Below are 22,474 nucleotides of genomic sequence, written 5' to 3' on the forward strand. Positions count from 1 at the left end.
AGGAAGTCTTCCATTGCCCGGTTTAATAGAACTGACGGCGCGATCACGCCTGAAAAAAACCGCCAGCGGCATCCTGTTGTTGGCCTGTACCAGCCTCGCGAACGCAGCGACCCTGACGCTGGAGCAAGCCCTGCAAAGTGCCTTCGCCGGCAACCCGGAACTGGCCGCAGCGCAATGGGAAATCGGCATCGCCGAAGGTGACCGCCAACAGGCCGGCCTGATCCCCAACCCCGAAGTGTCGTGGGAAGCCGAAGACACTCGCCGCGAGTCGCGCACAACCACGGTGATGCTCAGTCAGCCGATCGAACTGGGTGGCAAACGCGGCGCACGGATCGACGTTGCCAGCCGCGCGCAGGACGCTGCCGGCATCGAACTGGAGCGCAAGCGCAATGCTTTGCGTGCCGATGTGATTCAGGCGTTCAACAGTGCGCAAACCGCGCAGCAGCGTTTGCAGCTGTCCCGGCAATCCCTGCAATTGGCCGAGCACGGTGTGCGGGTGGCGCAAGGGCGGATCGAGGCGGGTAAATCGTCGCCGGTCGAGGGCACGCGGGCGCAAGTGCAGCTCTCGGAAGTGCGCCTTGAACTGAGCCGCGCCGAACGTGATCAGGCCACCGCGTACCAACAACTGGCGCAGGTCATGGGCGCGCCTCTACCAACCTCGACCAAGGTGCAGGCGCCCACGCAAAGCATGCCGGCCGTTCCACCACCGACAAGATTGCTCGAGCGTCTGAACGAAACCGCCGAACTGCGTCTGGCCAAGTTGCAGATCGATCAGCGCGAAGCATCGCTGGGCCTGGAAAAGTCCCAGCGCATCCCCGATCTCACCGTGAGCATCGGCAGCCAGTACAGCGAAACCGAGCGCGAGCGGGTCAACGTGGTCGGCCTGTCGATGCCGATTCCGCTGTTCAACCGCAATCAGGGCAACGTCCTCGCGGCCGCCCGCCGAACCGATCAGGCGCGGGATCTGCGCAACGCCACCGAGCTGCGATTGCGCACGGAAATCCAGACCAGCCTTGAGCAATGGCAGACCGCCAACGGCGAAGTCACCGCGTTCAACCAGACCATCCTGCCCGCCGCGCAAAGTGCGGTCGACAGCGCCACGCGCGGTTTCGAAATGGGCAAGTTCGGCTTTCTCGATGTGCTCGATGCGCAACGCACATTGATCAGCGCTCGTAGCCAGTACATCCAGGCCGTCAGCGAGGCGACCGACGCCCGCGTACGCATCGAACGAATTTTTGGCGACCTCAGCGTCAGCCGTTGAATTTCATTTTTCAGACAACTGCGCGATGGCTCGGCGCAGAGGAGTTTCCATGGATAAAAAACTGATGGTGGTCGCGGTGGCGACGTTGGCGCTGGGCATTGGTATCGGCTCGCAGTGGTCAGGTAACGCAAGCATCGACGCGCATGCCGACGAGACTTCTGAGCATGCCGATCACGCCGAAGAAGGTGCAGCGGCTGAACATGCCGAAGAAGGGCACATCGAATTGAGCGCCGAGCAGATCACGGCTGCCGGTATTCAACTCGCCGAAGCACGGGCGCAAAACATCAGCCGCGGCCTGCCAGTCCCCGGCGAAGTGCGCTTCGACGAAGACCGCACCGCCCACGTCGTACCGCGCGTTCCGGGCGTGGTCGAATCGGTGGCGGTCAACCTCGGGCAAACGGTGAAAAAGGGCCAGTTGCTGGCGGTGATCGCCAGTCAGCAGATCTCCGATCAACGCAGCGAACAGGCCGCCGCGCAACGTCGCCTGGCCCTGGCGCGCACCACCTACGAGCGCGAGAAAAAGCTGTGGCAGGACAAGATCTCCGCCGAGCAGGATTTCCTCCAGGCGCGCCAGGCCTTGCAAGAAGCAGAAATTGCCGTGAGCAATGCGCAGCAAAAGATCAGCGTGCTCAGCGGCAGCGGGGTCGCCACTGGCGGCAACCGCTATGAATTGCGCGCACCGTTCGACGGCGTGGTTGTGGAAAAACATCTGACGCCGGGGGAAGTCGTTGATGAAAGTACAGCGGCGTTCACCCTCTCGGATCTGTCGCGAGTGTGGGTGACGTTCGGCGTTTCACCGAAGGATTTGAACAAGGTTCAAGTAGGCAAAGCGGTCACCGTCAGCGCCCCGGAGTTGAACGCAGAAGTGGTCGGCAGCGTGGCTTACGTCGGCAGCTTGCTCGGCGAACAAACCCGCACCGCGACCGTCCGCGTCACCCTGGAAAATCCACAAGGCTCGTGGCGCCCCGGTCTGTTCGTCACCGCGCTGGTGGCGACCGACAGCCGCGAAGCGAAAGTCGCCGTGCCGGAAACCGCGATCCAGACCGTCGAGGACAAATCCACGGTGTTCGTGCGTACCGACGACGGTTTCGAAGCGCGCGCGGTGGAGCTGGGCAGCCGCGCAGCCGGCCATGTGGAAATTACTCAAGGGCTGGAACCGGGCGCGCAAGTCGCCAGCGCCGGCAGCTTCGTCCTCAAGTCGGAACTGGGCAAAGCCTCAGCCGAGCACAGCCACTGATCCGGAAGAATCCCATGTTCGAACGCCTGATCCAGTTTGCCATCGAGCAGCGCATCATCGTCCTGCTCGCCGTTCTGCTCATGGCCGGCCTCGGCATCGCCAGTTATCAAAAACTGCCGATCGACGCCGTGCCGGACATCACCAACGTCCAGGTGCAAATCAACACCGGCGCCGCCGGGTTTTCGCCGCTGGAAACCGAGCAGCGCATCACCTTCCCGATTGAAACCGCCATGGCCGGTCTGCCGGCACTCGAACAGACCCGTTCGCTGTCGCGCTCGGGCCTGTCGCAAGTCACGGTGATCTTCAAGGACGGCACCGACCTGTTTTTCGCCCGCCAATTGGTCAACGAGCGTCTGCAGATCGCCAAGGAGCAATTGCCCGAAGGCGCGGAAGCGGTGATGGGGCCGATTTCCACCGGTCTCGGCGAGATCTTTCTGTGGACGGTCGAGGCGAAGGAGGGCGCGCTCAAGGACGACGGCAGCGCGTACACACCGACCGATCTGCGGGTGATTCAGGACTGGATCATCAAGCCGCAGTTGCGCAACGTACCCGGGGTCGCCGAGATCAACACCATCGGCGGTTTCGCCAAGGAATACCAGATCGCGCCGGACCCGAAACGCTTGGCCGCGTACAAGCTGACGCTGACCGATCTGGTCACCGCGCTGGAGCGCAACAACGCTAACGTCGGTGCCGGTTACATCGAGCGCAGCGGCGAGCAGTTGCTGATCCGCGCGCCGGGCCAAGTGGCGAGCACCGAGGACATCGCCAACATCGTCATGGCCAATGTCGACGGCACACCGATCCGGGTGAAGAACGTCGCCAGCGTGGAAATCGGCCGCGAATTGCGCAGCGGTGCGGCCACGGAAAACGGTCGTGAAGTGGTGCTTGGCACGGTGTTCATGTTGATCGGCGAGAACAGCCGCACGGTCTCGCAAGCGGTCGCCAGCAAGCTCGAACAGATCAATAAGTCCCTGCCGCAAGGCGTGATCGCCGTGCCGGTTTACGACCGCACGCACCTGGTCGACAAAGCCATCGCCACGGTGAAAAAGAACCTCATCGAAGGCGCGATTCTGGTGATCGCGATTCTGTTCCTGTTCCTCGGCAACATCCGCGCGGCGCTGATTACGGCGATGGTGATTCCGCTGTCGATGCTGTTCACCTTCACCGGCATGTTCAGCAACAAGGTCAGCGCCAACCTGATGAGCCTCGGCGCGCTCGACTTCGGGATTATTGTCGACGGCGCGGTGGTGATCGTCGAAAACACCCTGCGTCGACTCGCCCATGCGCAGCAGCATCACGGACGATTGTTGACCCGTGCCGAGCGTTTCAAGGAAGTCTTTGCCGCAGCGAAAGAGGCGCGACGACCGCTGATTTTCGGCCAGTTGATCATCATGGTCGTTTACCTGCCGATTTTCGCCTTGAGCGGCGTCGAAGGGAAAATGTTCCACCCGATGGCGTTCACCGTGGTCATCGCTTTGCTTGGCGCGATGTTGCTTTCCGTGACCTTTGTGCCGGCGGCGATTGCGTTGTTCGTGACCGGTAAGGTCAAGGAAGAAGAGGGCGCGGTGATGCGTGGCGCACGTCGTGTTTATGCGCCGGCGCTGGCCTGGGTCATGTCCCATCGCGCAATCGCAGTGGGCGCGGCGCTGGGCGTGATTGTCCTTAGTGGTGTGCTCACAAGTCGCATGGGCAGCGAGTTTGTTCCTAGCCTGAGCGAAGGGGATTTTGCCCTGCAAGCGTTGCGCGTGCCGGGCACCAGCCTGACGCAATCGGTGGACATGCAGCAGCGCTTGGAGACGTTGATACTGGCGAAGGTGCCAGAAGTCGAACGTGTTTTTGCCCGCACCGGCACCGCCGAAATCGCCTCCGACCCGATGCCGCCGAACATCTCTGACAGCTACGTGATGCTCAAGCCGAAAGAGCAGTGGCCGGATCCGGGCAAGTCCCGCGAAACCCTGATGGCCGAACTGCAAGCTGCGGCCGCGATGTTGCCGGGCAGCAACTATGAGCTGTCGCAGCCGATTCAGTTGCGTTTCAACGAATTGATCTCCGGTGTGCGCAGTGACGTTGCAGTGAAGGTGTTCGGTGATGATATGGACGTGCTCAATGCCACGGCGGCGAAGATTGCTGCGGCGATGCAGAAGGTCAACGGTGCCTCTGAAGTGAAGGTCGAACAAACCACCGGGCTGCCGGTGCTGACCATCAACATTGATCGCGACAAGGTTGCGCGATATGGGCTGAATGTCGGTGATGTGCAGGACACCATTGCGGTCGCGGTGGGCGGGCGGCAGGCCGGGACCTTGTATGAGGGCGATCGGCGTTTCGACATGGTTGTGCGTTTGTCCGATGCCATGCGCAAGGACATCGACGGCTTGTCGGCATTGCTGATCCCGGTGCCAGCACTGAGCGGCGCTGCGAATCAGATCGGCTTCATCGCGCTGCAAGACGTCGCCAGCCTCGACCTGGTGCTCGGGCCGAATCAGGTCAGCCGCGAAAACGGCAAGCGTCTGGTGATCGTCAGCGCCAACGTGCGCGGGCGTGATATCGGCTCGTTCGTCAGCGAGGCCGGCGAGGTGATCGAGCGTGATGTGCAGGTCCCGGCGGGTTACTGGACCAGTTGGGGCGGGCAGTTCGAGCAACTGCAATCAGCGGCCAAACGCTTGCAGATTGTCGTGCCGGTGGCGCTGCTGTTGGTGTTCGGGTTGTTGTTCATGATGTTCAACAACCTGAAGGACGGTTTGCTGGTGTTTACCGGGATTCCGTTTGCCTTGACCGGTGGGGTCATGGCGCTGTGGTTGCGGGATATTCCGTTGTCGATTTCCGCTGGCGTCGGGTTTATCGCGTTGTCCGGGGTGGCGGTGTTAAACGGCTTGGTGATGATTGCGTTTATTCGTAATTTGCGGGAAGAGGGGCGTTCGCTGTCGGATGCGATTCATGAAGGCGCGCTGACGCGTTTGCGGCCGGTGTTGATGACGGCGTTGGTGGCGTCGCTGGGTTTCATCCCGATGGCGCTTGCAACCGGCACCGGCGCCGAAGTGCAGCGGCCGCTCGCCACCGTAGTGATCGGCGGAATCCTGTCTTCCACGATCCTCACGCTGCTGATCTTGCCGGCGCTCTATCAACTCGCCCATCGCCGGGATGAGGACACCGTTCCATCTAACTAGGCAATCCCACTGTAGGAGTGAGCCTGCTCGCGATAGCGGTCTATCAGTCAGATCTACATTGACTGACCCACGGCTATCGCGAGCAGGCTCACTCCTACAGGTTTTGTGTTCGACTTCAGGAGAGTGCCGGGCACATAACGGATATGTAATTTCCCCGCCACCGTCACGAAAGGTGCGCCTTGTTACCTTGATCCCGTCAGTTACTTAAACGAGGAATCAACGATGAAACTTGCCCAACTCACTGCCTTCGCAGCCGCTCTGGCGATCTCTTCCGTGGCCCTGGCCGAAGGTGGCGGCGACCGCACATTCGAGCGGATGATGACCAGCAACGACCGCTCCATGGAACTGTTCGTCGCCAAGGAAAAAGCCGCCGGCAACCCGGTAGTCGTCACTGACAAGAAAGACGACAAGACCCGCGATCTGTAAGTCTGCTGCACCTGAACAAGCCCGATATCGCGCATCGATGCCGGACTTTTTTTACGCCCGGACGGGAAGCAAATGGATATGAAAGTACTCAACTTGATCGCATTCGCGGCTGTCATGGCGACGTCGGTAAATGTGCTGGCCGAAGGCGGTGGTGACCGCACTTTCGAACGCGCGCTCAGCGCCAACAGCAAAGCTATGGAACAGTACGCCGCCAACCAGGGCAAAGCGCCGCCGGTGGTAAAGGATTACGAATACGGAATGAAGCTGGACGTGGTCAAAGTGGTGAGTGTTGTGAAGCCGCAGGCGGCGTGCAATGTCGTGCCCACCGCGATGACCTACGAGGATTCAAAAGGCCAGCTCAACACCATCAAGTACAGCGTGATGGGTGTGTGTCGAAACGGCGGGAGCTGAATCCGCTACGCCAAAACGCGGTCCCGTGTAGGAGCTGCCGAAGGCTGCGATCTTTTGACTTTGATTTTAACGATCAAGATCAAAAGATCGCAGCCTTCGGCAGCTCCTACAGGGGCCGAATTTCAATATAACGATGCGTATTTCAATTCGCGATGTTTAAAGGTTGTGTGGGAAGTGCGGAACCTTCCCACAATGTTTTCAGGTTGTCCGTCGGACGTCCGCTCTCTAGCCTGTGTGGGTCGCTGCCAATTCAGCGATCGGGATTGGAACCCCGGAGAACGTGTCAGCGCCAAAGCGTCTTTCATGACGTATGCTTGCCCACCTTCATGGTGTGCAGTCTGTTATGGCGGCTGTGCGCGGGAGACTTTCGAGTCTGCCGGGTTTCTCCGTTCCCCGGGTTCCAACCTGCGTACAGCTGCCACCCCTTCGCGTGGAACCGAATGGATCAGCTTCAACGTTATGAAGGAGAAATATCATGAAAAAGCCAACCCCGAATCCCCCCGAAACAGACGCCACCCCTGACGCCACCTCAACATCCCCCTACGTCTCCATTGAGACTAGAAAACTCCACGAAGCCGCCGACCGCGCCCTCGATTTCTACCTCAAACCCTCAGCCGCCATCATGTCCGCACCGTACATCCCTAACCAGATGTTCCTGGTCAATCCCAAAGCCGACACCGAATCACTACTGGCCAACGCCAGCGAATCCCTGGCCTCGGCCACGGTAATGCTCGGTGACTTCGCCGCGCTGCTAGGCGGCACCCATCGCAAGACCCTGCTCGGCATCGCGCAGGTCGTCATGCTTGGCGAACTTGCGGTGAACAAGGCATTGGATAACGTAGATCCTGCGTCGTAGCTATCAATGGCCGGGTTTTATCCGTTGTTTTTGCGTTGACCTCAAAATCCTGCCCCCTCACCCCAGCCCTCTCCCCCGAGGGGGCGAGGGAGAAGGGAGCAGATCTTCAAGCCATTCAAAACCAAAGTACGCCCCGGTTTTTCAGGTCGATACATCTTCAACAACCAGCTCGGTCAGTCCCCTTTCCCCCAGGGGGGCGAGGGGAGCAGATCTTCAAGCCATTCAAAATCAGAGTACGCCCCGGTTTTTTGGGTCGGTGTATCTTCGACAACCAACTCGGTCTGTCCTCTCTCCCCCAATGGGAAAGGGAGCAGATCTTCAAGCCATTCAAAACCAGAGTACGCCCCGGTTTTTCAGGTCGATGGATTTCCAATAAGCAGCTCGGTCAGTCCCCTCTACCTCTGGGAGAGGGCTAGGGTGAGGGCCGGGCCTAAACCTGGAAAACATAACCACGGCAAAACGCAAAGCAAAAAAGGCGCCCCGAAGGACGCCAAAAGATTCACCTCTTACCAAAGGAGCAAGGAGCTTCTAAAGGTGAATTTGCATCAACCGCGTAATCAGAGAATCGCCAACGGATACTCGACAATCACCCGCACTTCATCCAGATCCGACTCGAACGCCGTGGCGCGGGTCGTGGCTTGGCGCAAGCGTAGCGACAGGTCTTTCATCGAGCCGCTCTGCACCACGTATTTGACTTCGATATCGCGCTCCCAACGTTTTTGATCGGTCAGTGGATTACCCTCGGCATCGCGGCGCATGTACACCGCGTTGGCGTTGGAATAATCAGCATCGGTGCCGCGCGCGTAGCGAGTCATGAACGACAGGCCGGGTACGCCATAAGTGCTCATGTCGAGGTCATAGCGCACCATCCACGAACGCTCTTTCGGCGAGTTGAAGTCGCTGTACTGGATCGAGTTGTCGAGGAAGATCGAATCGGACTGGCGCAGGTAATCGAAGTCGTCATTGCCGTTGTTGCGCTGGTGGGAGAGGGCGACCGAGTGGGCGCCGAGTTTCACGCCGACGCGACCGCTCCAGATGTTGTTGTCGAATTCGCCGAGCAGTTGTTTGCCTTCATCGACGGCTTTGTAATAGTTCAGGCCACCGAACAGCGACAGATCATCGGACAGCGGATAGGTCCAGGCAGTACCGGCGTAATACTGATTCCACGCATCCTTGAGGCGGCTGGAATAGAGGCTGAAACTGAGGTTTTTGTTCAGCACATAATCGCCGCCGCCATACGCGATCCACGGCGAATTGACTGGGCCTGCGTAGAAGGTCGCGAAGTTCTCTCGCATGTCGCTGGACACCGGTTGGCTCATCGCATGCAACCGGCCACCCTGCACCGACAGATCTTCGATGCTGGTGTTGGTCGCCGTCACGCCGCGAAAACTTTCCGGCAACAAGCGCGAGTCACCGGCCGCGACCATCGGGTTGGCCGGGAACACATCACCGACCCTGACCACCGTATCGAACGCCCGCACTTTCGCAGCGCCACCGACCTTGGTGTATTCGTCCCGCGCTTCGCCGTCGCTGTTGACCGGCAACACATCAAACGAACTGCGCCCGCCATTACGGCCATCACCGGTGTCGAGTTTCAGACCAATCATCGCAAACGCATCGACACCGACGCCGACGGTGCCTTGAGTGAAACCGGATTCGAATTTGCTGATCACGGCATGCGCCCAGGCTTCGGAATAACCGTTGCCGGTCGGGCTGGACTGGCCGTTGCGATGATCACGATTGAAGTAGAAGTTACGGTTGAGCACCGTCAGGCTGCTGCCTTCGACAAAGCCTTCAGGCTTGTCTTCTGCAAACACCATGGACGGCCCGGCGCCGACCACCACCGCTAAAGCGGCCATCGATATTTTTGTAGGGTTAACCATCAAACACTCCTTGGGTTCGGCAGAACGGGAACGTGCTTCGGCGTGGGTTTTGTTGTTCGGCGGAGCAGAGCCCGCCGGCATGGTCGCCGGGTGACATCGTTGCAAGCTGCGGATAACGCCAAGGTGATGAGGGAATTACAATTTCGTCATGTGGCTGGAATTAAAACCCTGTGTCAGGTCAGGGCTGCGAGTTGTTCGATTGTCTGTGGAAAACGCTCGACCAGACGGATCAGGGTTGTGGCCTGAGCATTGGGCGTTGCTCGTCCTTGCTCCCAGTTTTCGAGCGTTCGCGTGTTGGTGCGTAGATACATCGCGAATACTGACCGGGAAAGATTAAGTTGCTGACGGATGGCTATCACTTCTTCAGCAGTGATCGGCATCAGTTTTGGCAGTTGAACTTTGTGGGTACGTAAGGTGATTTTGCCTTGGCGTTCATCGGCCAGTGCTTCCAGTCCATCCATCAGTTCGGAAAAAATGTCACGTTTCATAGTGGGTTCTCGCGTTGAGTTCTCTATCCAGCGTTTTTCTGAAAAGTTTTTTCTGGGCAGGCGTCAAATCGTCCTGCTCGTTTTTGTTGTATACGGTAAAGAGCCAGAACTGATCGAAGCCTGACCACCAGTAATAAATCACTCGTAATCCGCTGCGCTTACCTTTCCCTCTTCGTTGGTCGCCAAAGCGAATTTTACGAAGCCCGCCTGTGTCCTCGATGAGATCGCCCGCTTCCGGATTTTTCAGCAGCTCCAGTTGAAAGCTGCGAAACAGATCGTCATCCAGATAGTCGTCTCGGTGCTTCTGAAATACAGGCAATTCGATAAATAGAGCATCCATGTTCTGTACGCTACCTACGTATAGTGTTGTCTCGATAATCGAATCGGTCAAGGCCTCCTGGCCTTGCTTTTCGTCCCTTTTTCAACGGTAGACGCCGCTCGTAAAAACACCTGTAGGACGAATCGCCGCGTGTGGTGAGAACGTTCGATTGATCTATGAAGAGGCTTCGCAGCTGCCGTGTCGGAACAATCCCGCAAGCAGTGCCCAACGCCGAATGGTGATAGCGGCGGGGTGTCAGGCGAAGAAGAGGTTGAATGTGCCGACGCCTTCGCGAGCAGGCTCGCTTGTATGTTTAGACTTGAAGGGGTGGGCGGGACTACAGACTTTGTGAACACCATCGAAACCTGTGGGAGCCGGGCTTACCCGCAAAAACAAAAACGGCACCCGAAGGTACCGTTTCTATTTGTAGCTAAAAGCGACGGAGCAATCAGCCCGCCAGACCCGCCTGCTGAACCAGCGTCAGCAATGGCTGCGGGTATACACCCAGGAAGAACGCGACCAGGGCGATGGCCAGCAGCATCACGCCGCCTGCCTTCTGTTCCCAGTGCAGTTGGGCGTCGTGGCGACGCAGGTTTGGCTCGATCAGGTACAGGGTGACCATCACGCGCAGGTAGTAGAAGACGCCGATGGCGCTGCCCAGTACCAAGGACCCGACCAGCCACCATTGGTGCGATTCAACACCGGTAGCGATGATGTAGAACTTGCCGATGAAGCCAGCGGTCAGCGGGATACCCGCCAGCGACAGCATCATCACGGTCAGCACGGCGGTCAGGTACGGACGGCGCCAGAACAGGCCGCGGTATTCGTACAGGGCATCCGCGTCACGGCCGTTGTACGGCGAGGACATCAGGGTGATCACGCCGAAGGCGCCGAGGCTGGTGATCACATACGTCACCAGGTACACGCCGATGGCTTCCACCGCCAGACCCTTGCTCGCCACCAGCGCGATCAGCAGGTAGCCGAAGTGCGCGATGGACGAGTAACCGAGCAGACGCTTGAGGTTGCTCTGGGTCAGGGCCAGCAGGTTACCGAACAGAATCGAGGCGATGGCGATAACGGTCAGCACGTCGCTCAGTACGCCGCTGCTGGCAGCAGGGGAGATCTGGAACAGACGCACCATCACCGCAAACACCGCAACCTTCGAAGCGGTCGCGAGGAACGCAGCCACCGGTGCCGGAGCACCTTCGTAAACGTCCGGCGTCCACAGGTGGAACGGTACCAGCGACAGCTTGAACGCCAGACCGATCAGCATCATGCCCAGGCCCAGTTGTGCCAGCGAGCTAGGCAGGCCAGTCGCAGCCAATGCCTGACCGATGCCAACGAAGCTCAGCGAACCCGAGTCTGCGTACAGCAGCGCCATACCGAACAACAGGAATGCAGAACCGGCGGCCGACAGCACCATGTATTTGATGCCGGCTTCCAGCGAACGCTTGTTGAAGAAGGCGTAAGCCACCAGACCGTAAACCGGTACCGAGAGCAGTTCCAGACCGATGAACAAACCGGCCAGGTGCTGCGCGCTGACCAGAACCAGACCGCCGGCGGCGGCCATCAGGATCAGCAGGTAGAGTTCTTCACGGTTGCCCGGGTAACCCGAACCGCCATCACCCAAGTAGGCGTGGGCGAGGGTGACGCAGGCGAGGGTGGCGACCAGGATCAGCGCCATGTACAGGCAAGCGAAGGTGTCGATTTGCAGCAGTGGAGTCACGGCCAGAGGCGCGACTTTCAGGGCTGGCAGGATCGACAGCAAGGCCAGGTTCAGACCGGCGACCGAGATCAGGAAGGTCTGCGAGTGGTTGCGGCGCCAAGCGATTGCCAGCATCACCACGATAATGGTGAGGCTGGTGATCAACAGTGGCGCAAGCGCAATAAAGTGTTGAATCGTGAATTCCATAGCGCTCTTACCGGGCCGAAGCGAGTTGAGTGAAGGCGGTGCCGAGCCACTGCTGAACGCCATGCATCGTGGCGGCAGACGTGTCGAGGAACGGTTGCGGGTAGACGCCGATGTAGATCAGCAACACCGCAAGGCCTAGCACCATGATCAGTTCGCGAGCGTCCATACCGTGCAGGATCGAATCCGATTTCGCCGGACCGAAGTAAGCACGGTGGATCATGATCAGCGAGTAGACCGAACCGAACACCAGACCGGAGGTGGCAATTGCGGTGATCCCCGGCCAGCTCGCGAAGGAGCCGATCAGGATCAGGAACTCACCGACAAAGTTACCGGTACCCGGCAGACCCAACGAAGCGGCTGCAAAGAACAGGCTGATCGCCGGCAGGTATGCGATACGCGACCACACACCGCCCATCTCACGCATGTCACGAGTGTGCAGACGCTCGTACAACTGACCGCTGAGGATAAACAGTGCCGCCGCCGACACACCGTGCGCCAACATCTGGATCACTGCACCTTGCAGAGCCAGTTGGCTGCCGGAGTAGATGCCGATCAACACGAAGCCCATGTGGGAAACGGACGAGAAGGCAATCAGACGCTTGATGTCGGTTTGTGCGAAAGCGAGGAACGCACCGTAGAAGATCCCGATCAGACCGAGGGTCATGGCAATCGGCGCAAACTCGGCCGAAGCATTCGGGAACAGCGGCAGGGCGAAACGCAGCAGACCGTAGGCAGCGGTTTTCAGCAAGATACCGGCGAGGTCGACGGAACCGGCAGTCGGCGCCTGGGCGTGGGCATCAGGCAACCACGAGTGGAACGGAACCACCGGCAGCTTGACCGCGAAGGCGATGAAGAAGCCGAGCATCAGAATGTACTCGGTGGTCATCGACATCTTGGTTTTCAACAGGTCGGCGTAGTTGAAGGTGATCACGCCAGTGTTGTTGAAGTTGACCAGCACCAGACCGAGGATCGCCACCAGCATGATCAGGCCGGAAGCCTGAGTGAAGATGAAGAACTTGGTCGCCGCGTAGATCCGGGTTTTCTTGCCGTCCGAAGAACTGTGACCCCAGAGCGCGATGAGGAAGTACATCGGCACCAGCATCATTTCCCAGAAGAAGAAGAACATGAACAGGTCGAGGGCGAGGAACACGCCGACAACGCCGCCCAGGATCCACATCAGGTTCAGGTGGAAGAAGCCAACGTGACGTTGAATCTCTTTCCACGAGCAGAGTACCGAGAGGATACCCAGCAGACCGGTCAGCAGGATCATCAACAGCGACAGGCCGTCGAGGGCCAGGTGCACGTTGATGCCGAAGCGCTGGATCCAGACATGCTTGAACTCAAGCGCCCAGGTCGGATCGGCGCCAGGCGCCGGCGCAAATGAATAGTCACCGTGGGCCCACAGCCAGAGGCCGAGGGCGAGTTCCAGGGTCATGGTCAACAGCGCAATCCAGCGCGGGAGGGTAGCGCCGAAGCGCTCACCCATCCAGCACAGCAGGCCGCCGATGAAGGGGATCAGGATTAGCCAAGGCAGAATCATGACGGGCTCGTTTCCTTTCGCAAATTCGCAAGGTTCATATCAGACCGCTACCAGCACGATGGCGCCGATTACCAGCACGGCACCAGCAGCCATCGAAGCAGCGTACCAACGCAGTTGACCGGTCTCGGTGCGGCTCAGGGCGGTGTGACCACCCTTGGCCATACGCGGGATCAGACCGATGGTCTGGTCGAGCGGGTCTTTGCGCAGTACGTGGCTGATCGCCAGGTAAGGCTTGACGAACAGTTTGTCGTAGATCCAGTCGAAGCCCCAGGCAGCGAACCACCAGGCCGAAAGGAAACGGCCGATGCCGCTGTTGGCGATGGCCGTGACGAAGCGACGCTTGCCGAGGAACAGCAGCGCTGCCAGCAGGATACCGGCCAGGGCGATGGCGCCCGAAGCGATTTCCAGACTGTGCTTGGCTTCGCCACCGGCATGGCCAACGCTTTCTGGCAGCACACCGTGCAGCGGTGGCACGATCATCGCGCCGACGAACGTCGACAGCACGATCAGCACCGACAGTGGCAGCCAGTGCGAGATGCCGTGACCGGCGTGGGCTTCGGTCTTGGCTTCACCGTGGAACGTGATGAAGATCAGGCGGAAGGTGTACAGCGAAGTCATGAACGCACCGACCAGACCTGCGTAGAGCAGACCGTGGTTGCCGCTGGCGAACGCTTCCCAAAGGATTTCGTCCTTGGAGTAGAAGCCGGCGGTGACCAGTGGCAGAGCGGCCAGAGCGGCACCGCCGACGATGAAGCTGGCGTAGGCCAGTGGCAGTTTTTTCCACAGACCGCCCATCTTGAAGATGTTCTGCTCGTGGTGGCAGGCAACGATCACCGCACCGGAAGCAAGGAACAGCAGGGCCTTGAAGAAGGCGTGGGTCATCAGGTGGAAAATCGCGCCATCCCAGGCGCCAACGCCCAGCGCCAGGAACATGTAGCCGATCTGGCTCATGGTCGAGTAGGCGAGGATACGTTTGATGTCGGTTTGTACCAGTGCGGCGAAGCCTGCGAGAACCAGCGTCACACCACCGACGATGCCGACCAGGTGGAGGATTTCCGGCGCCAGGGTGAACAGACCGTGGGTACGGGCGATCAGGTAGACACCGGCAGTAACCATCGTCGCGGCGTGGATCAGTGCCGAAACCGGGGTCGGGCCAGCCATCGCGTCCGCGAGCCAGGTTTGCAGCGGCAGTTGTGCCGATTTACCGACCGCACCACCCAGCAGCATCAGGGTCGCCAGGGTGATCCAGAAGTCGCCGACCTGGAATTTCTGCGGTGCCAGCACCAGCAGTTCCTGGATGTTCAGCGTGCCCACTTGCTGGAACAGGATGAACAGGCCGATGGCCATGAACACGTCGCCGATCCGGGTCACGATGAAGGCCTTGAGTGCGGCGTTACCGTTGTTGCGGTTGCTGTAGTAGAAACCGATCAACAGGTACGAGCACAGGCCCACGCCTTCCCAGCCGAAGTACAGGAACAACAGGTTATCGCCGAGTACCAGGAACAGCATGCTGGCGATAAACAGGTTGGTGTACGAGAAGAAGCGCGAGTAGCCCGCTTCACCGCGCATGTACCAGGACGCGAACAGGTGGATCAGGAAACCGACGCCAACGACCACGCCGAGCATGGTGATCGACAGGCCATCGACGTAGAGGGCGAAGTCAGGCTTGAAGCCTTCGACCGCCATCCACTTCCACAGTACCAGCGTGTAGTGACCGCCTTCCGGTGGCGCGACGTTGAATTGCCAGATGACGTAGGCGGCGACAATCGCCGACAAGCCAATGGAACCCACGCCGATCAGCGCCGAGAGGTTTTCCGACCAGCGTCCACGGGAGAACGACAGCAGCAGGAAACCGATCAGAGGGAATACGAAAGTCAGAAAGATAAGATTCATCCGCGCATCTCACTGGCAGCGTCGATATCGAGCGTGTGGAAGCGGCGATACAGTTGCAGCAGGATCGCCAGACCAATACTGGCCTCGGCGGCTGCAAGGCTGATCACCAGGATGAACATGATCTGCCCATCCGGCTGGCCCCAACGGGCGCCTGCAACAATGAACGCCAGTGCAGAGGCGTTCATCATCACTTCCAGACTCATCAACACGAACAAAATGTTGCGGCGGACCATCAGGCCGACCAGACCAAGGCAGAACAGGATGCCGGCAACCGCCAGACCATGTTCGAGAGGGATAGCAGGCATGTCTTACTCCTTCGCCTCGTTACGGCCCAAATGGAACGCCGTGACGGCTGCAGCAAGCAGCAGCATCGAGGCGAGTTCGACCACCAGCAGGTACGGGCCGAACAGGCTGATGCCCACGGCTTTCGCGTCTACGGTGGTGTGGCCGATGGCCTGACCGCTCTGGTGAGCGAACAGCACATACAGCAGTTCGGCCAGCAGCAGCGCGGCGAGAATCACCGGACCGGCCCAGATGCCGGGCTTGAGCCAGACGCGTTCTTGCTGAACCGAGGCGGGACCCAGGTTCAGCATCATCACCACGAACACGAACAGCACCATGATGGCGCCGGCGTAAGCGATCACTTCCAGCACGCCGGCGAACGGTGCGCCGAGTGCGAAGAAGGTCATGGCCACGGCGATCAACGAGATGATCAGGTAGAGCAGGGCGTGCACAGGGTTGGTGTTGGTGACTACGCGAAGCGTGGACACAACAGCGATACCCGATGCGAAATAGAAAGCGAATTCCATCGTTCTTCCTTAAGGCAGCAAGCTCTTCACGTTGATCGGTTCGGCTTCGTTCTGCGCGGAGCCTTTCGGCTTGCCAGCGATTGCCATACCTGCAACACGATAGAAGTTGTAATCAGGGTTTTTGCCGGGGCCGGAGATCAGCAGATCTTCTTTCTCGTACACCAGGTCCTGACGTTTGAACTCGGCCATCTCGAAATCCGGTGTCAGCTGGATCGCGGTGGTCGGACAGGCTTCCTCGCAGAGACCGCAGAAAATGCAGCGCGAGAAGTTGATACGGAAGAAGTCCGGGTACCAGCGACCGTCTTCGGTTTCAGCTTTCTGCAGCGAGATGCAACCCACCGGGCAAGCCACGGCGCACAGGTTGCAGGCAACGCAACGCTCTTCGCCATCGGGGTCACGGGTCAGGACGATACGACCACGGTAGCGTGGTGGCAGGTAGACCGCTTCTTCCGGGTATTGCAGGGTGTCGCGCTTGCGAAAACCATGGCCGAAGACCATGACCAGGCTGCGCAACTGGGTACCAGTACCCTTAACGATGTCGCCAATATATTTGAACATGGGTCAAATCCTCACTGAACCGCGACTGCAGGCGTGTTCCACAACACGACCGCAGCGGTCACCAGCAAATTGATCAGGGTCAGTGGCAGGCAGAATTTCCAGCTGAAATCCATCACCTGGTCATAACGCGGACGCGGGATAGAAGCGCGCAGCAGGATGAACAGCATGATGAAGAACGCGGTCTTCAGTGCGAACCAGACGAAGGCCAGTTGCGGCAGGATGCCGAACGGACCGTGCCAGCCACCGAAAAACAGGGTGACCAGCAGCGCCGAGATCAGGATGATGCCGATGTATTCACCGACGAAGAACATGCCCCATTTCATACCGGCGTATTCAATGTGGTAACCGTCGGCCAGTTCCTGTTCCGCTTCCGGCTGGTCGAACGGGTGACGGTGAGTCACGGCGACGCCAGCGATGAAGAAGGTACAGAAGCCGAAGAACTGCGGAATGATGAACCACAGGTTCTGCGCTTGGTACTCGACGATGTCGCGCATGTTGAACGAGCCGACCTGAACCACGATGCCCATCAGGGCCAGGCCCATGAACACTTCGTAGGACACGGTCTGCGCCGACGCACGCAAGCTGCCGAGCAGGGCGAACTTGTTGTTGCTCGACCAACCGGCGAACAGCACCGCGTAGACCGACAGACCGGCCATGGCGAAGAAGAACAGCAGGCCGATGTTCAGATCCGCGACGCCCCAGGTCGGGGTGATCGGGATAATCGCAAAGGCGATCAGCAAGGCGGACATCGCCACCACCGGTGCCAGGGTGAAGATCACCTTGTCGGCAAACGGCGGGGTCCAGTCTTCCTTGAAGAACATCTTCAGCATGTCGGCGGCGATCTGGAACATACCGAACGGGCCAACGCGGTTCGGACCGTAACGGTCCTGCCACCAGCCCAGCAGGCGACGTTCGACAAAGCTGAGCAACGCGCCTGCAACCACAACGGCCAGCAGAATCACGATGGCTTTGACGACCGAGAGGATCACATCGATCACTTCAGGGGTGAACCAGGTCATTGCGCTGCCTCCTGCAGACCGTCGACGGATACGCCGGCGAATGCCGGTGGAATGCCGGCGATGCCCGCAGGCAATGCCACCAGACCGGCGCCCAGTTCTTCATTGATACGCAGCGGCAGACGCAGGGTCTGACCAGCCACGTTCAGGCTCAGCAGTGCACCGTCGTTGACGCCCAGACGATCCGCTTCGGACTTGGCCAGAGCAACGTACGGAGCCGGAATACGCTCTTGAACCGGCGCGGCTTTCGAAGAGTTTTCTTCGCTGCCGAACAGGTGGAAGAACGGCACGGCTTGCCAGGTGCCCGGCGCCGGGTTGAACGCGCGCGGTGCGGCAGCGAACCAGTTCAGCGAATCGCCGTTGCTTTCGATCAGGCGGGTGCCCGGGTCGCCTGCACGGATGTGGCCACCGACTTCGTCTTGGAACTTGTTCCACGCTTGTGGCGAGTTCCAGCCCGGCGACCATGCAAATGGCACTTGCTGACGCGGTTCGGCAGAGCCCGAGTAACCTTCCATGGAGAAGGCGAACGCGGTGTCTTTGTCTTGCGGGGTGCGTGGTTCGTGAACGCTGATGTCGGCGCGCATCGCGGTGCGACCGGAATAACGCAGCGGCTCACGCGCCAGTTTCAGACCCTTGATGCGGAACGCGGCGGACGGTGCAGCGTCGACGATACGCGCCAGTTGCTCGGTGCTCGAAGCAACGGCAGCGGTGACGTGGTCGAGTTGCGTCCAGTCGATTGGCTGGTTCAGCAGGGTCGCGCGCAGGGCGTGCAGCCAGCGCCAGCCTTCGTGAACCAGGATGCTCGCATCCATGTATTGCGGGTCGAAAACCTGGAAGAAGCGCTGCGCGCGACCTTCCTGGCTGACCAGCGTACCGTCGCCTTCAGCGAAGCTTGCGGCTGGCAGAACCAAGTGCGCGCGGTCGCTGGTAGCCGTCTTCTGATGGTCAGCAACGATCACCACTTGCGCAGCGTTCAGTGCGGCATCGACTTTCTCTTTGGCGGTGCGGGTGTACAGATCGTTTTCCAGTACAACGATCGCGTCAGCCTTGCCGTCGATCACTGCTTGCAGAGCCGCGTCGACCGATTCGCCACCGAGCATGGCCAGACCAAGGCTGTTGGCTTCCGGCACGATCAGGCTGATCGAACCGTTCTTCTCGCGCAGCTTCAGCGCCTTGGCGATGTTCGCCGCGGCTTCGATCAAGGCTTTGGAGCCCAGCGAAGTACCGGCGATGATCAGCGGACGTTTTGCAGCGAGCAGGGCGTCAGCGATGCGCTGAGCCAGTTCCAGTGCTTCAGCGTCCAGACCTTCAACGGCCGGGGCGCTGGCGTCCAGAGCATGAGCAACGGCGAAACCGATGCGCGCCAGGTCATCCGGAGCAGCGTGTACGCATTCTTCAGCGATGTCGTCGAGCTTGGTTTCCGCCAGGCTGGCGATGAACAGCGGGTTCAGCGCGTGCTGACCGATGTTCTTCACCGCCGCGTCGAGCCAAGGCTGAACGCGCATGGCTTCGGCCATGTCTTCAGCTTTGCCTTTGACCGATTGACGCAGCGACAGCGCCACGCGGGCGGCGGTCTGGGTCAGGTCTTCACCGAGCACGAAAATCGCGTCGTGGTCTTCAATGTCGCGCATGTTCGGCACTGGCAGCGGGCTGTCTTTCAGCACTTGCAGGACCAGACGGATGCGCTCCAGTTCGGAGGCTTCGATACCCGAGTAGAAGTGCTCGGCGCCGACCAGTTCGCGCAACGCGTAGTTGCTTTCGAGGCTGGCACGCGGCGAACCGATACCGACGATGTTGCGCCCGCGCAGCAGATCAGCAGCTTTATCCAGCGCAGCATCCAGACCGAGCTTGGTGCCGTCGGCCAGCAGTGGCTGACGAGGACGGTCGGTGCGGTTGACGTAGCCATAACCGAAACGGCCACGGTCGCACAGGAAGTACTGGTTCACCGAACCGTTGAAACGGTTTTCGATGCGACGCAGTTCGCCGTAACGCTCGCCCGGAGAGATGTTGCAACCGCTCGAGCAGCCATGGCAGATGCTCGGCGCGAACTGCATGTCCCATTTACGGTTGTAACGCTCGGAGTGAGTCTTGTCGGTGAACACACCGGTCGGGCAGACCTCGGTGAGGTTGCCGGAGAACTCGCTTTCGAGGGTGCCGTCTTCAACGCGACCGAAGTACACGTTGTCGTGGGCGCCGAACACACCGAGGTCGGTGCCGCCAGCGTAATCCTTGTAGAAACGCACGCAGCGGTAGCAAGCGATGCAGCGGTTCATTTCGTGGGAAATGAACGGGCCCAGTTGCTGGTTCTGGTGGGTGCGTTTGGTGAAGCGATAACGGCGCTCGTTGTGGCCGGTCATTACTGTCATGTCTTGCAGGTGGCAATGACCGCCTTCTTCGCACACAGGGCAGTCGTGCGGGTGGTTGGTCATCAGCCATTCGACAACACTGGCGCGGAACGCCTTGGATTCTTCATCGTCGATGGAGATCCAGGTGTTGTCGGTGGCCGGGGTCATGCAGGACATGACGATGCGACCACGGGTGTCGTTCTCGTCGGTGTACTGCTTGACCGCGCACTGGCGGCAAGCCCCGACGCTACCAAGCGCGGGGTGCCAGCAGAAATAAGGGATGTCGAGGCCCAGCGACAGACATGCCTGTAACAGGTTGTCTGCCCCGTCGACTTCGAGCGCTTTGCCGTCTACGTGGATAGTGGCCATGGTTCAAAGGTCTTCGTTGGCCCGGTGTCAGCGGGCGTGGCTAATGGAATCTTGTTATCCGTCCGAATCCAGTCAGCCCCGAAAGGCGTCATCGGACGAAAGGCGAAGGGCACGGACCCTTCGCCTTTTTAAGCGTTTACGCGCCGATTACGATCGGCCTTGCCAGAGGCGGGACGGCGGCGCTGACTGGCGCGATACCGGCTTCGAACTCTGGACGGAAGTATTTGATGGCACTGCCCAACGGCTCCACGGCACCCGGTGCGTGAGCACAGAAGGTCTTGCCCGGGCCGAGGAAGTTGACCAGACCCAGCAGGGTCTCGATGTCGCCTGGCTGACCACGGCCTTGTTCGATGGCCATCAAGAGCTTGACGCTCCATGGCAAACCATCACGGCACGGGGTGCAGAAACCGCACGACTCGCGAGCGAAGAACTGCTCCATGTTGCGCAGCAAGGAGACCATGTTGACGCTGTCGTCCACCGCCATGGCCAGGCCGGTACCCATACGGGTGCCCACTTTGGCGATGCCGCCGGCATACATTTGCGCGTCGAGGTGTTCTGGCAGAAGGAAACCGGTACCGGCGCCGCCTGGCTGCCAGGCCTTGAGCTTGAAGCCGTCGCGCATGCCGCCGGCGTAGTCTTCGAACAACTCGCGACCGGTGACGCCGAATGGCAGTTCCCACAGGCCCGGATTTTTGACTTTGCCGGAGAAGCCCATGAGCTTGGTGCCCATGTCTTCGCTGCCTTCACGCGCCAACGATTTGTACCAGTCAACGCCGTCGGCAATGATCGCCGGCACGTTGCACAGGGTCTCTACGTTGTTCACGCAGGTCGGCTTGCCCCACACGCCGACGGCGGCAGGGAAGGGCGGCTTGGAGCGCGGGTTGGCGCGGCGGCCTTCGAGGGAGTTGATCAGTGCGGTTTCTTCACCGCAGATATAACGCCCGGCGCCGGTGTGGACGAACAGCTCGAAATCAAAACCGCTGCCGAGAATGTTCTTGCCCAGCAGGCCCGCAGCCTTGGCTTCTTCCACGGCACGGTTGAGGTGCTTGGCGGCGGTGGTGTACTCGCCACGCAGGAAGATGTAGCCACGGTAGGTTTTCAGCGCGCGAGCACTGATCAGCATGCCTTCGATCAGCAGATGGGGCAGTTGCTCCATCAGCATGCGGTCTTTCCAGGTGTTCGGCTCCATTTCATCCGCGTTGCACAGCAGGTAGCGGATGTTGATGGATTCGTCTTTGGGCATCAGGCCCCACTTCACGCCCGTGGGGAAGCCTGCACCGCCGCGACCTTTCAAGCCTGCGTCTTTCACGGTCTGGACGATGGCGTCCTGATCCATGTCGGCGAAGGCTTTGCGCGCCGCAGCGTAACCGTTCTTGGCCTGGTATTCGTCGAGCCAAACGGCTTCGCCGTCGTCACGCAGACGCCAGGTCAGCGGGTGAGTCTCGGCCGAACGCTGAATGCGGTTGGCCGGGCCGAAAGATGTCAGGGTCATACGTAGCCCTCGAGCAGTTTGGCGACGCCAGCAGGCTGCACATCACCAAAGGTGTCGTCGTCGATCATCAGCGCCGGTGCCTTGTCGCAGTTGCCGAGGCAGCAGACCGGCAGCAGGGTGAAACGACCGTCGGTGGTGGTCTGACCCAGGCCGATGCCCAGATTGTTCTGGATTTCGCTGACCACCGACTCGTGGCCGCCGATGTAGCAGACCATGCTGTCGCAGACGCGAATGATGTGACGGCCAACCGGCTGACGGAAAATCTGGCTATAGAACGTCGCCACACCTTCAACGTCGCTGGCCGGGATGCCGAGGATCTCGCCGATCGCGTACAGGGCGCCATCCGGCACCCAGCCGCGTTCTTTCTGAACGATCTTCAGGGCTTCGATCGACGCCGCGCGCGGGTCTTCGTAGTGATGCAGCTCGTGCTCGATGGCCGAGCGCTCGGTTTCACTGAGGGTGAAACGGTCTGTCTGGATAAGCGTGCTGTTCATG

Annotated in this window: 19 protein-coding genes; 6 read left to right on the forward strand and 13 right to left on the reverse strand. The window is 59.9% G+C overall.

Going from position 1 to position 22,474, the window contains the following annotated elements:
- Positions 1-13 precede the first annotated feature (13 nt).
- From ACM6IN_RS08940 to ACM6IN_RS08965, 6 genes are all read left to right on the forward strand, one after another.
- Complete coding sequence (locus ACM6IN_RS08940; protein WP_095113694.1) at positions 14-1,261, forward strand: TolC family protein; 1,248 nt, start codon at positions 14-16, stop codon at positions 1,259-1,261.
- 49 nt (positions 1,262-1,310) lie between these two features.
- Complete coding sequence (locus ACM6IN_RS08945) at positions 1,311-2,498, forward strand: efflux RND transporter periplasmic adaptor subunit (RefSeq protein WP_414915816.1); 1,188 nt, start codon at positions 1,311-1,313, stop codon at positions 2,496-2,498.
- 14 nt (positions 2,499-2,512) lie between these two features.
- Positions 2,513-5,662, forward strand: coding sequence for a CusA/CzcA family heavy metal efflux RND transporter (locus ACM6IN_RS08950; protein ID WP_414915817.1), 3,150 nt, complete (start codon positions 2,513-2,515; stop codon positions 5,660-5,662).
- Between the two features lie 222 nt (positions 5,663-5,884).
- Positions 5,885-6,088: a co-regulatory protein PtrA N-terminal domain-containing protein gene (locus ACM6IN_RS08955; RefSeq protein WP_414915818.1), complete on the forward strand. Its 204-nt coding sequence runs from the start codon at positions 5,885-5,887 to the stop codon at positions 6,086-6,088.
- A 78-nt stretch (positions 6,089-6,166) separates the two neighbouring features.
- The gene (locus tag ACM6IN_RS08960; RefSeq protein ID WP_414916085.1) at positions 6,167-6,499 is read left to right on the forward strand and encodes a DUF2790 domain-containing protein; all 333 of its coding nucleotides are present in this window, start codon (positions 6,167-6,169) and stop codon (positions 6,497-6,499) included.
- Positions 6,500-6,974: 475 nt separating this feature from the next.
- On the forward strand, positions 6,975-7,355 hold the full coding sequence (locus ACM6IN_RS08965) for a DUF6124 family protein (protein WP_414915819.1): 381 nt from the start codon (positions 6,975-6,977) through the stop codon (positions 7,353-7,355).
- Between the two features lie 557 nt (positions 7,356-7,912).
- On the opposite strand, the gene ACM6IN_RS08970 is transcribed toward ACM6IN_RS08965, so the two are convergent.
- From ACM6IN_RS08970 to nuoE, 13 genes are all read right to left on the reverse strand, one after another.
- A complete protein-coding gene (locus ACM6IN_RS08970; RefSeq protein WP_414915820.1) occupies positions 7,913-9,238 on the reverse strand; it encodes an OprD family porin in 1,326 nt (441 codons plus the stop codon).
- A 173-nt stretch (positions 9,239-9,411) separates the two neighbouring features.
- The gene (locus ACM6IN_RS08975) at positions 9,412-9,726 is read right to left on the reverse strand and encodes a helix-turn-helix domain-containing protein (RefSeq protein ID WP_027614657.1); all 315 of its coding nucleotides are present in this window, start codon (positions 9,724-9,726) and stop codon (positions 9,412-9,414) included.
- Entirely contained in the window at positions 9,716-10,066 is a 351-nt protein-coding gene (locus ACM6IN_RS08980; protein ID WP_093434372.1) for a toxin, read from the reverse strand. Before ACM6IN_RS08980 ends, ACM6IN_RS08975 begins: the two co-directional genes overlap by 11 nt.
- A gap of 427 nt (positions 10,067-10,493) precedes the next feature.
- Entirely contained in the window at positions 10,494-11,957 is a 1,464-nt protein-coding gene (nuoN, locus tag ACM6IN_RS08985) for an NADH-quinone oxidoreductase subunit NuoN (RefSeq protein ID WP_007920173.1), read from the reverse strand.
- 7 nt (positions 11,958-11,964) lie between these two features.
- The gene (gene nuoM / locus ACM6IN_RS08990; protein ID WP_414915821.1) at positions 11,965-13,497 is read right to left on the reverse strand and encodes an NADH-quinone oxidoreductase subunit M; all 1,533 of its coding nucleotides are present in this window, start codon (positions 13,495-13,497) and stop codon (positions 11,965-11,967) included.
- A 39-nt stretch (positions 13,498-13,536) separates the two neighbouring features.
- Entirely contained in the window at positions 13,537-15,390 is a 1,854-nt protein-coding gene (nuoL, locus tag ACM6IN_RS08995) for an NADH-quinone oxidoreductase subunit L (protein WP_007920175.1), read from the reverse strand.
- Complete coding sequence (nuoK, locus tag ACM6IN_RS09000; RefSeq protein ID WP_003223790.1) at positions 15,387-15,695, reverse strand: NADH-quinone oxidoreductase subunit NuoK; 309 nt, start codon at positions 15,693-15,695, stop codon at positions 15,387-15,389. The genes nuoL and nuoK overlap by 4 nt, the downstream gene beginning before the upstream one ends.
- Before the next feature lie 3 nt (positions 15,696-15,698).
- Positions 15,699-16,199, reverse strand: coding sequence for an NADH-quinone oxidoreductase subunit J (gene nuoJ, locus ACM6IN_RS09005; RefSeq protein WP_007920176.1), 501 nt, complete (start codon positions 16,197-16,199; stop codon positions 15,699-15,701).
- Between the two features lie 9 nt (positions 16,200-16,208).
- A complete protein-coding gene (gene nuoI, locus ACM6IN_RS09010) occupies positions 16,209-16,757 on the reverse strand; it encodes an NADH-quinone oxidoreductase subunit NuoI (RefSeq protein ID WP_007920177.1) in 549 nt (182 codons plus the stop codon).
- A gap of 11 nt (positions 16,758-16,768) precedes the next feature.
- Complete coding sequence (nuoH, locus tag ACM6IN_RS09015; protein WP_007920179.1) at positions 16,769-17,776, reverse strand: NADH-quinone oxidoreductase subunit NuoH; 1,008 nt, start codon at positions 17,774-17,776, stop codon at positions 16,769-16,771.
- Complete coding sequence (gene nuoG / locus ACM6IN_RS09020; protein WP_414915822.1) at positions 17,773-20,487, reverse strand: NADH-quinone oxidoreductase subunit NuoG; 2,715 nt, start codon at positions 20,485-20,487, stop codon at positions 17,773-17,775. Before nuoG ends, nuoH begins: the two co-directional genes overlap by 4 nt.
- A 136-nt stretch (positions 20,488-20,623) precedes the next feature.
- Entirely contained in the window at positions 20,624-21,979 is a 1,356-nt protein-coding gene (nuoF, locus tag ACM6IN_RS09025; RefSeq protein ID WP_007920184.1) for an NADH-quinone oxidoreductase subunit NuoF, read from the reverse strand.
- Positions 21,976-22,473: an NADH-quinone oxidoreductase subunit NuoE gene (gene nuoE / locus ACM6IN_RS09030; RefSeq protein WP_007920186.1), complete on the reverse strand. Its 498-nt coding sequence runs from the start codon at positions 22,471-22,473 to the stop codon at positions 21,976-21,978. The genes nuoF and nuoE overlap by 4 nt, the downstream gene beginning before the upstream one ends.
- Position 22,474 lies beyond the last annotated feature (1 nt).

This window comes from Pseudomonas sp. IT-P395, from assembly GCF_949767675.1.
In the GTDB taxonomy this organism is placed as follows: Bacteria; Pseudomonadota; Gammaproteobacteria; order Pseudomonadales; family Pseudomonadaceae; genus Aquipseudomonas.

Coding starts and splice junctions, on each gene's coding strand:
- ACM6IN_RS08960 (WP_414916085.1), top strand. CDS start 6,167: ATGAAAGTACTCAACTTGATCGCATTCGCGGCTGTCATGGCGACGTCG.
- nuoN (WP_007920173.1), bottom strand. CDS start 11,957: ATGGAATTCACGATTCAACACTTTATTGCGCTTGCGCCACTGTTGATC.
- nuoJ (WP_007920176.1), bottom strand. CDS start 16,199: ATGGAATTCGCTTTCTATTTCGCATCGGGTATCGCTGTTGTGTCCACG.
- nuoE (WP_007920186.1), bottom strand. CDS start 22,473: ATGAACAGCACGCTTATCCAGACAGACCGTTTCACCCTCAGTGAAACC.
- nuoG (WP_414915822.1), bottom strand. CDS start 20,487: ATGGCCACTATCCACGTAGACGGCAAAGCGCTCGAAGTCGACGGGGCA.
- nuoM (WP_414915821.1), bottom strand. CDS start 13,497: ATGATTCTGCCTTGGCTAATCCTGATCCCCTTCATCGGCGGCCTGCTG.
- nuoL (WP_007920175.1), bottom strand. CDS start 15,390: ATGAATCTTATCTTTCTGACTTTCGTATTCCCTCTGATCGGTTTCCTG.
- ACM6IN_RS08950 (WP_414915817.1), top strand. CDS start 2,513: ATGTTCGAACGCCTGATCCAGTTTGCCATCGAGCAGCGCATCATCGTC.
- ACM6IN_RS08980 (WP_093434372.1), bottom strand. CDS start 10,066: ATGGATGCTCTATTTATCGAATTGCCTGTATTTCAGAAGCACCGAGAC.
- nuoF (WP_007920184.1), bottom strand. CDS start 21,979: ATGACCCTGACATCTTTCGGCCCGGCCAACCGCATTCAGCGTTCGGCC.
- nuoI (WP_007920177.1), bottom strand. CDS start 16,757: ATGTTCAAATATATTGGCGACATCGTTAAGGGTACTGGTACCCAGTTG.
- nuoK (WP_003223790.1), bottom strand. CDS start 15,695: ATGCCTGCTATCCCTCTCGAACATGGTCTGGCGGTTGCCGGCATCCTG.
- nuoH (WP_007920179.1), bottom strand. CDS start 17,776: ATGACCTGGTTCACCCCTGAAGTGATCGATGTGATCCTCTCGGTCGTC.
- ACM6IN_RS08975 (WP_027614657.1), bottom strand. CDS start 9,726: ATGAAACGTGACATTTTTTCCGAACTGATGGATGGACTGGAAGCACTG.
- ACM6IN_RS08955 (WP_414915818.1), top strand. CDS start 5,885: ATGAAACTTGCCCAACTCACTGCCTTCGCAGCCGCTCTGGCGATCTCT.
- ACM6IN_RS08945 (WP_414915816.1), top strand. CDS start 1,311: ATGGATAAAAAACTGATGGTGGTCGCGGTGGCGACGTTGGCGCTGGGC.
- ACM6IN_RS08965 (WP_414915819.1), top strand. CDS start 6,975: ATGAAAAAGCCAACCCCGAATCCCCCCGAAACAGACGCCACCCCTGAC.
- ACM6IN_RS08970 (WP_414915820.1), bottom strand. CDS start 9,238: ATGGTTAACCCTACAAAAATATCGATGGCCGCTTTAGCGGTGGTGGTC.